This window comes from Fictibacillus barbaricus (assembly GCF_031457135.1).
In the GTDB taxonomy this organism is placed as follows: Bacteria; Bacillota; Bacilli; order Bacillales; family Fictibacillaceae; genus Fictibacillus; species Fictibacillus barbaricus_A.
On record NZ_JAVDWA010000008.1, the window covers coordinates 102,921 to 111,537 of the forward strand.

The following is an 8,617-nucleotide window of genomic DNA, read 5'->3' on the forward strand; positions in this document are numbered from 1 at the left end:
GAAAAAGCTCCCATGTCCGGGAGCTTTTTTACCTTTATTAGATAGTAGTTTTGTATGATCCATGGGGAGGGAATAGAAATGGACAAAGAACGTTTAATTTTTCTCCATCATTGTGAAGGCTTAAGCTGGCAGCATTTAAATAAAATCATTACGGCGGACCCGGATTTGAAGCGGATTTTTACGATGAGTGCAAACGAAATGATGGTAAATTTCAGTTTTTCAGAACAAATAGCAAAACGTTTACACTACCATGTGAATCATCAATCTATCTTTTACATAATGAAGGAATTAAAAAAGTATTCAATAAAAGCCGTAACATTTTTTGATGAAGATTATCCTGCAAGCCTCAGGTCTATTTTTGATCCTCCCTGGGTACTCTATGGCAAAGGGGATATGCGTCTGTTGGAGCATAAGAATATTTTAAGTGTAGTAGGTACAAGAACCCCAAGCCATCAGGGGAGAGATGCACTAAAGAAAGTCATTCTGCCTCTCATACAAGATTCTTGGATTGTAGTTAGCGGACTAGCAAGGGGAATTGATACTTTTGCACACGATCTATGTATTAGAAATGGATCATTTACAGCTGCAGTTCTTGGATCAGGTCTTGAGTGCATCTATCCGAAAGAGAATGGTAAACTTGCTGAACAAATTAGCAAGCAAGGAATTTTGCTCTCAGAATTCCCGCCCAATACTCAGCCTAGACGATGGCATTTTCCTTTGCGGAACCGGATTATCAGCGGCTTGTCAAAAGCTACTTTAGTTGCTGAAGCGCGGACCAAAAGCGGGTCGCTAATAACAGCTGATCAAGCTTTGGAACAAGGAAGGGATGTATTTGCCATACCGGGATCTATCCTTCAGGAATGTTCAGCAGGAACTAATTATTTAATACAAAATGGGGCAAAACTTGTAATGTGTGCAGACGATATTTTGCATGAATGGTAACGATCCATATTTATATGAAAAAAGGAAACAGTTTGACAAAACCAGATACATTATTTAATAATAGGGAAGATTTCACTAAACCCTTAAAGGGGGATAAACTGTATATGGAAAAATACTTAGTCATTGTTGAGTCTCCCGCAAAAGCAAAGACAATAAAAAAATATTTAGGGAGCAAATATGACGTTAAAGCATCTATGGGGCATGTGCGAGATTTGCCTAGGAGCCAAACAGGTATTGACGTTGAGAATAATTATGACCCTAAATATATTACCATCCGAGGGAAAGGTCCTGTATTAAAGGACTTAAAAACAGCAGCTAAAAAAGCGAAACAAATATTTCTCGCAGCTGACCCGGATCGTGAGGGAGAAGCTATTGCGTGGCACTTGGCACATAGCTTAGAAATGGATGTAACATCGGAATGCCGTGTAGTTTTCAATGAGATTACTAAAACGGCAATTAAAGACTCATTTAAACGGCCTCGAAAGATTAATATGGACCTCGTGAATGCACAGCAAGCACGAAGAGTTCTCGATCGGCTCGTTGGTTATAAAGTCAGTCCTTTATTATGGAAGAAAATTAAAAAAGGTTTGAGTGCAGGGCGCGTACAAACTGTAGCTGTTCGATTAATTGTAGAGCGCGAAAAGGAAATTGAAGCTTTTAAACCTGAAGAATATTGGAAGATTAAAGGTTTGTTCCAAACAGGCAAAGAAGAATTTGAAGCACAATTTTATGGTGTTAACGGGAAGAAGAGAGAATTATCGAATGAAGATGAAGTAAAAGAAGTGCTTGGAAAAATGAAAGGCAAATCTTTTAACATTGATTCGGTTCAGAAAAAAGAGAGAAGAAGAAACCCTTCTCCACCATTCATCACTTCCTCGCTTCAGCAAGAAGCTGCGCGAAAATTGAATTTCAGAGCGAAGAAAACAATGATGCTCGCTCAGCAGCTTTATGAAGGTATCGATTTGGGCAAAGAGGGAACGGTCGGTCTGATCACGTATATGCGTACAGACTCAACACGTATTTCAGATACTGCGAAAGACGAAGCAAAAAATTTTATTACAGAAGAGTTTGGAAAACAGTATGTTAACACAGTGAACAGAGCTGAAAAAAAACCTGGAAAAAATGCTCAGGATGCCCATGAAGCCATTCGCCCGACTTCTGTTTTGTATCATCCAAAGGACCTTAAGAATTACTTATCCAGAGATCAGCTGCGATTATACAAACTGATTTGGGAACGTTTTCTTGCGAGCCAAATGGCATCAGCAATATTGGATACAATGACTGTTGACCTTCAAAATGAAGGTGTGACGTTCCGCGCTACCGGATCTAAGGTGAAATTCCCTGGTTTCATGAAAGTATATGTAGAAGGCAATGATGACGGTAAAAAAGAAGAAGATCGAATTCTTCCTGATCTTGAAGAAGGAATGAAGGTTCAGAAAAAGGAACTAGAGCCGACACAGCACTTCACACAGCCGCCGCCTCGCTATACAGAGGCAAGACTCGTTAGAACAATGGAAGAGCTAGGTATAGGAAGACCTTCTACTTACGCTCCAACTCTAGATACGATACAAAAACGCGGATATGTGGCTTTAGACGACAAAAAGTTTGTTCCTACTGAACTAGGTGGCCTCGTACTTGAGATGACACTTGAATTCTTCCCCGAAGTATTTAATGTAGAGTTTACCGCGAAGATGGAAAATGATCTTGATGAAGTGGAAGATGGGAAAGAAAACTGGGTCGAAATCATTGATGAATTCTATAAAAACTTTGAAAAGAAATTAAAAATCGCAGAAGCCGAAATGCAAAAAGTTGAAATAAAAGATGAACCTGCAGGTGAGAATTGCGAAGTGTGCGGACATGAAATGGTCTACAAAATGGGCCGATTTGGTAAGTTTATGGCATGCTCTAATTTTCCGGATTGCCGAAACACAAAGGCAATCGTTAAAGATATAGGTGTAAGTTGTCCAACATGTCATAAAGGTTCGATCGTAGAGAGAAAGAGTAAAAAGAAAAGACTTTTCTACGGCTGTAACCGTTATCCGGACTGTGAATTTGTTTCTTGGGATAAACCTCTTGCCAGAACATGTCCAAAGTGTAATAGTATGTTAGTAGAAAAAAAATTAAAAAAAGGAAAAGTCGTACAATGTGTATCTTGCGACTATTCCGAAGAGGAATCAAAGTAAGGAGTTTTCTTCATGAGTCATCAGCATGTTAATGTAATTGGAGCTGGTCTTGCCGGCAGTGAGGCTGCTTGGCAGATCGCTTCAAGAGGAATAAAAGTAAAATTGTACGAAATGAGACCTGTTAGACAAACCCCAGCGCATCATACAGATAAATTTGCAGAACTAGTATGCAGCAACTCGCTGCGAGCGAATACATTAACGAATGCGGTTGGTGTATTAAAAGAAGAAATGAGAAAACTAAACTCTGTTATTATTTCTTCGGCAGATGATTGTGCTGTTCCGGCTGGGGGAGCACTTGCCGTTGATCGGCATGAGTTTGCCGGTCTAGTAACAGAGCGGGTTAAAAATCATCCTAACGTTGAAGTCATTCATGAAGAAGTGACGGAAATCCCTGAAGGACCTACGATTATTGCAACAGGTCCCCTTACATCTGATAATTTGTCAAAAGCGTTAAATAAATTAACAGGTGAAGAGTATTTATATTTCTATGATGCTGCAGCTCCTATCATAGAAGTGGACAGCATCAATATGGATAAAGTTTATTTAAAGTCTCGCTATGACAAAGGTGAAGCGGCTTACTTGAACTGTCCGATGACAGAAGAAGAGTTTGATCGTTTTTACGAAGCATTGATTACGTCCGAGACTGTACCATTAAAAGAATTTGAGAAAGAAATCTTCTTTGAAGGGTGCATGCCTGTAGAAGTAATGGCTAAAAGAGGGAAGAAAACCTTGTTATTCGGTCCAATGAAACCAGTTGGCCTAGAAGACCCTAAAACAGGAAAGATTCCATATGCAGTCGTTCAATTAAGACAAGATAACAGTGCTGGAACACTCTATAACATTGTTGGTTTTCAGACGCATTTAAAATGGGGACCGCAAAAAGAATTGCTGCGCCTGATTCCCGGATTAGAAAATGCTGAAGTTGTCCGATACGGTGTAATGCATAGAAACACATTTTTAAATTCTCCAAAAATGTTAAAAAACACCTATCAGCTGCAAGCAAGAAATGATTTATTCTTTGCAGGACAGATGACAGGTGTTGAAGGCTATGTTGAAAGTGCTGCATCTGGACTGATTGCTGGGATCAACGCTGCTAAACTTGTAAAAGGTGAAGAGCCTGTTGCGTTTCCGAATGAAACCGCGATAGGGAGTATGGCGCATTATATTACGACTGCGAACCCTGATAATTTCCAGCCTATGAATGCTAACTTTGGTTTACTGCCAGCATTAGAAAAAAGAATTAAAAACAAACAAGAACGAAATACAGCACTAGCTGACAGAGCACTGGGAACAATTCAGAATTTTATAACAAATTTGTGAACATGTATTGCTTTAGCCCCTAAGTTGTGTTACGATTTAGGGGCTTTGTGAGGTGTAAGAAATGAAATCAGAACGCGAATTTATCAATGATTTTCTTCAATACTTAATGATTGAGAAGAACTGCTCATCATATACGATCGAACACTATGAAAAAGATATTCTGGACTTTACTTCTTTTTTGAAACAGCAAGCAATCGAAGGATTCGCTGCTGTTTCTTATGTTTTAGTCAGACATTATCTTGTAGTGCTGCATGAAAAGAAATATGCAAGAAATACAGTCGCACGCAAAATATCAGCGCTGCGAAGTTTTTTTCGTTTCTTAAATCGCGAAAAAGTAATGGAGGAGAATCCGTTTGCTATGGCATCACTGCCTAAAAAAGCAAAAAGGCTTCCCCAATTTTTATATACTGAAGAATTAGAAAAGCTGTTTAACGTGTCTGATTTAGAAACTCCGATTGGTCAAAGGAACCAAGCCATTCTCGAATTGCTTTATGGAACAGGTATACGTGTAAGCGAATGCTGTAAAATTCAAATAAGAGATGTTGATTTGAAAATGGAAATTGCCTTAATTAAGGGTAAAGGAAAAAAAGAAAGATATGTTCCGGTAGGGTCCTTTGCTAAAGAATCAATTGAACGGTATTTAGCAGATGGCCGAAAAGTGCTGCTTGAAAAAACAGAAAATAAAACAGATTCTTTATTTTTAAATTATAAAGGGGAACCTTTAAGTGCGAGAAGCGTAAGAGATATATTGAATAAGTTGATAGAAGAATCGTCCCTTACTATACATATTAGTCCTCACGTTTTACGACATACCTTTGCTACCCATATGCTCAATGAAGGTGCAGATTTAAGGGCGGTACAGGAATTGCTGGGCCACGCTCAACTGTCTTCTACTCAAGTTTATACGCATGTGACGAAAGATCATTTGAAAAAAATTTATAATAATACTCATCCTCGAGCATAAAAACAAAAAGGGAGGGATTTTAATATGTCAACTTTTCATGCTACTACCATTTTTGCGATACAGCATAATGGAGAATCTGCGATGACTGGCGATGGCCAGGTTACTTTTGGGAATGCTGTCGTAATGAAGCATACTGCTAAAAAAGTAAGAAAGCTTTATGGTGGCAGAGTATTAGCAGGTTTTGCAGGTTCCGTTGCTGATGCGTTTACACTTTATGAAAAATTCGAAAACAAACTTGAAGAATATAGCGGAAATCTTCAAAGAGCAAGTGTAGAGCTGGCGAAGGAATGGCGGACAGACCAAGTCTTAAGAAAACTTGAAGCGCTCCTTATTGTTATGAATAAAGAACATATGCTTCTTATATCTGGAACTGGAGAAGTTATTGAGCCAGATGATGGAATTTTAGCAATTGGATCAGGCGGTAATTACGCACTAGCCGCTGGCCGGGCACTTAAAAATAAAGCTCCTCAACTCTCGGCAAAAGAAATTGCACTGGCTTCCTTACAGACAGCAGGAGAAATTTGTGTGTACACGAATACAGAAATCGTGTTGGAAGAACTTTAAATTTTATTTAAGGAGCGAGTCAGATGAATAGTCAATTAACCCCTAGGCAAATTGTTGAAAGGCTTGATCAATATATCATCGGACAAAAAGATGCTAAAAAAGCTGTTGCTGTTGCACTCCGCAATCGTTATAGAAGAAGCCTCCTGGATGATAAATTGCGAGATGAAGTGTCTCCAAAGAATATATTAATGATTGGACCTACTGGTGTTGGTAAGACCGAAATAGCAAGAAGGCTGGCTAAACTTGCACAAGCGCCATTTATTAAAATAGAGGCTACAAAGTTTACTGAAGTGGGCTATGTAGGCCGGGATGTAGATTCTATGGTTCGTGACCTAGTCGAAACTTCTATCAGACTTGTGAAAGAACTTAGAATGAATGACGTAAAAGACAAAGCCGAGAAAAATGCTAATAAACGCTTAGTAGAGTTACTTGTTCCAAGTAAAAAAGCGGAAACAAATTACAAAAACCCGCTTGAAATGTTTTTTGGAGGCGGAAACCAGAATGAGGACCCATCACCTGAAAAAGATGATGATGCCGCCCTGTCGCAAAACCGAAAACAGATGGCTCATAAACTCGCTCTCGGAGAAATGGAAGACCACCTGGTAACGGTTGAAGTAGAAGAACAAAATCCATCTATGCTGGATATGTTTCAAGGCTCTGGACTTGAACAAGTCGGCATGAACATGCAAGATATGCTTGGCGGTCTTATGCCAAAGAAAAAGAAAAAGCGGAAGCTTACAGTCCGTGAAGCGAGAAAAGTATTAACCCAGGATGAAGCTGCTAAATTGATAGATATGGATGATGTTGCGAGTGAAGCGGTTTATAAGACTGAGCAAACAGGTATTATATTTATTGATGAGATTGATAAGATCGCAGGCAAAAATCAGAACTCAGCAGATGTGAGCAGGGAAGGTGTCCAGCGGGACATCCTGCCGATTGTAGAAGGTTCTACTGTAATGACGAAATACGGATCAATTAAAACGGATCATATCTTATTTATAGCAGCAGGAGCTTTTCACATGGCGAAGCCTTCAGACCTCATTCCTGAGCTTCAAGGAAGATTTCCGATCAGAGTTGAATTAAATAGCTTGTCTGTAGACGATTTTACACGTATATTAATAGAGCCTGATAATGCGATAATAAAACAGTACAAAGCTCTATTAAGTACGGAAGGTATAAATGTTGAATTTTCTGACGATGCTATTGCTAAGATTGCAAGTATCGCATATGACGTCAATCAGAACACTGATAATATCGGTGCGAGAAGACTTCATACGATATTGGAGCGCTTGCTTGAAGACTTGTCTTTTGAAGCGCCGGATATTAGTTTAGACCAAATTACAATTACACCCGAGTATGTAGAAGAAAAACTGGCGAACATCGCTAAAAACAAGGATTTAAGCCAATACATTTTATAGGACGCAGTAGGAGGAAGAAATACAATGAATTTATTAAACAAAGCAAGAAGCATTAACTCAATGCTACAACAAACAGGTGGCAAGCAAGTAAACTTTAAAGAGATGGCTGAAACGTTAAGCACGGTAATCGGTGCTAATATATTCGTAGTAAGCCGACGCGGTAAGTTATTAGGAACTGCGCTCAAACAGGATATTGAAAATGAGCGTATGAAAAAAATGATTCAAGATCGTCAATTTCCTACAGAATATACAAAAAACCTTTTTAACATTACAGAATCAATGGCGAATATTGATGTAGAAAGTGACTACACTGCGTTTCCTGTAGAAAACAAAGATTTATTTTCTACAGGTTTAACAACAGTTGTACCTATCGTAGGAGGCGGGGAAAGACTTGGAACATTAATTCTTTCCAGATTATCAACATCTTTTGAAGAAGATGATCTAGTATTAGCGGAATATGGTGCAACAGTAGTAGGTATGGAAATCCTGCGTGAAAAGGCTGAAGAAATTGAAGAAGAAGCTAGAAACAAAGCAGTAGTTCAAATGGCGATCAGCTCATTATCATATAGTGAACTTGAAGCAATTGAACACATTTTTGAAGAGCTTGAAGGTAATGAAGGTCTTCTTGTAGCAAGTAAGATTGCAGACCGAGTTGGTATTACGAGATCAGTGATTGTAAATGCACTTCGTAAATTAGAAAGCGCCGGTGTTATTGAGTCTCGCTCTCTAGGAATGAAAGGTACTTACATTAAAGTATTAAATGATAAGTTCTTGCTGGAGCTTGAAAAATTAAAAACTTCATAATAAGCAATGAAGCTGATTCAAAGGGTGTTGATTCCTTTTGTATCAGCTTTTTTTTTTGACGCAAAATCTTTAAAGCTGTTTTTAAAGGCAGTTTTTGTAATCATTGTTGCTTTTGAAAGTAGTTGATTTCCGTTCCAGGATGCTCGCTTTCCGCGGGGCAGGCGGTGAGCCACATTCTGACGTTTCACCTGTAAGTGTCTCACCTGTCTAGCTACAACGGTTAGCCCCTCGAGGTCAAAAGTTAAATGGTCTGAAGGCAAAAAGCGCCTTCTTAACCCATTTCCCTTTTGCTTGTCGGGGCTGTACAAACCGTTTCTGCTTTTCGGACTGTCTAGCTACAACGGTTAGCCCCTCGAGGTCAAAAGTTAAATGGTCTGAAGGCAAAAAGCGCCTTCTTAACCCATTTCCCTTTTGCTTGTCGG

The 8,617-nt window shown here is 39.1% G+C and carries 8 protein-coding genes; 7 read left to right on the top strand and 1 reads right to left on the bottom strand.

Going from position 1 to position 8,617, the window contains the following annotated elements; all coding sequences use genetic code 11:
- Nucleotides 1-78: 78 nt before the first annotated feature.
- The 7 genes from dprA (at nt 79) to codY (ending at nt 8,195) form a co-directional block, all read left to right on the top strand.
- Nucleotides 79-942, top strand: a complete 864-nt coding sequence (gene dprA, locus J2X07_RS17440; protein ID WP_310261684.1) for a DNA-processing protein DprA — start codon at nt 79-81, stop codon at nt 940-942.
- 104 nt (nt 943-1,046) lie between these two features.
- Nucleotides 1,047-3,125: a type I DNA topoisomerase gene (topA, locus tag J2X07_RS17445; protein WP_310261687.1), complete on the top strand. Its 2,079-nt coding sequence runs from the start codon at nt 1,047-1,049 to the stop codon at nt 3,123-3,125.
- Nucleotides 3,126-3,137: 12 nt separating this feature from the next.
- A complete protein-coding gene (gene trmFO, locus J2X07_RS17450) occupies nt 3,138-4,445 on the top strand; it encodes an FADH(2)-oxidizing methylenetetrahydrofolate--tRNA-(uracil(54)-C(5))-methyltransferase TrmFO (RefSeq protein ID WP_310261689.1) in 1,308 nt (435 codons plus the stop codon).
- Between the two features lie 61 nt (nt 4,446-4,506).
- Nucleotides 4,507-5,409, top strand: coding sequence for a tyrosine recombinase XerC (gene xerC / locus J2X07_RS17455; protein ID WP_310261693.1), 903 nt, complete (start codon nt 4,507-4,509; stop codon nt 5,407-5,409).
- Between the two features lie 24 nt (nt 5,410-5,433).
- The gene (hslV, locus tag J2X07_RS17460; RefSeq protein ID WP_310261696.1) at nt 5,434-5,973 is read left to right on the top strand and encodes an ATP-dependent protease subunit HslV; all 540 of its coding nucleotides are present in this window, start codon (nt 5,434-5,436) and stop codon (nt 5,971-5,973) included.
- Nucleotides 5,974-5,996: 23 nt separating this feature from the next.
- Nucleotides 5,997-7,391 (top strand): HslU--HslV peptidase ATPase subunit, encoded by a 1,395-nt coding sequence (gene hslU, locus J2X07_RS17465; protein WP_310261699.1) that lies wholly within the window; start codon nt 5,997-5,999, stop codon nt 7,389-7,391.
- Nucleotides 7,392-7,415: 24 nt separating this feature from the next.
- Nucleotides 7,416-8,195 (top strand): GTP-sensing pleiotropic transcriptional regulator CodY, encoded by a 780-nt coding sequence (gene codY / locus J2X07_RS17470; RefSeq protein WP_310261701.1) that lies wholly within the window; start codon nt 7,416-7,418, stop codon nt 8,193-8,195.
- A gap of 234 nt (nt 8,196-8,429) precedes the next feature.
- Here the strand turns inward: codY and J2X07_RS17475 are convergent.
- On the bottom strand, nt 8,430-8,617 hold a 188-nt coding region (locus J2X07_RS17475), incomplete at its 5' end, for a hypothetical protein (protein ID WP_310261704.1).

Excerpts from the sequence above, each read along its gene's own strand:
- dprA (WP_310261684.1), top strand. The coding sequence starts at position 79 with ATGGACAAAGAACGTTTAATTTTTCTCCATCATTGTGAAGGCTTAAGC.
- topA (WP_310261687.1), top strand. The coding sequence starts at position 1,047 with ATGGAAAAATACTTAGTCATTGTTGAGTCTCCCGCAAAAGCAAAGACA.
- trmFO (WP_310261689.1), top strand. The coding sequence starts at position 3,138 with ATGAGTCATCAGCATGTTAATGTAATTGGAGCTGGTCTTGCCGGCAGT.
- xerC (WP_310261693.1), top strand. The coding sequence starts at position 4,507 with ATGAAATCAGAACGCGAATTTATCAATGATTTTCTTCAATACTTAATG.
- hslV (WP_310261696.1), top strand. The coding sequence starts at position 5,434 with ATGTCAACTTTTCATGCTACTACCATTTTTGCGATACAGCATAATGGA.
- hslU (WP_310261699.1), top strand. The coding sequence starts at position 5,997 with ATGAATAGTCAATTAACCCCTAGGCAAATTGTTGAAAGGCTTGATCAA.
- codY (WP_310261701.1), top strand. The coding sequence starts at position 7,416 with ATGAATTTATTAAACAAAGCAAGAAGCATTAACTCAATGCTACAACAA.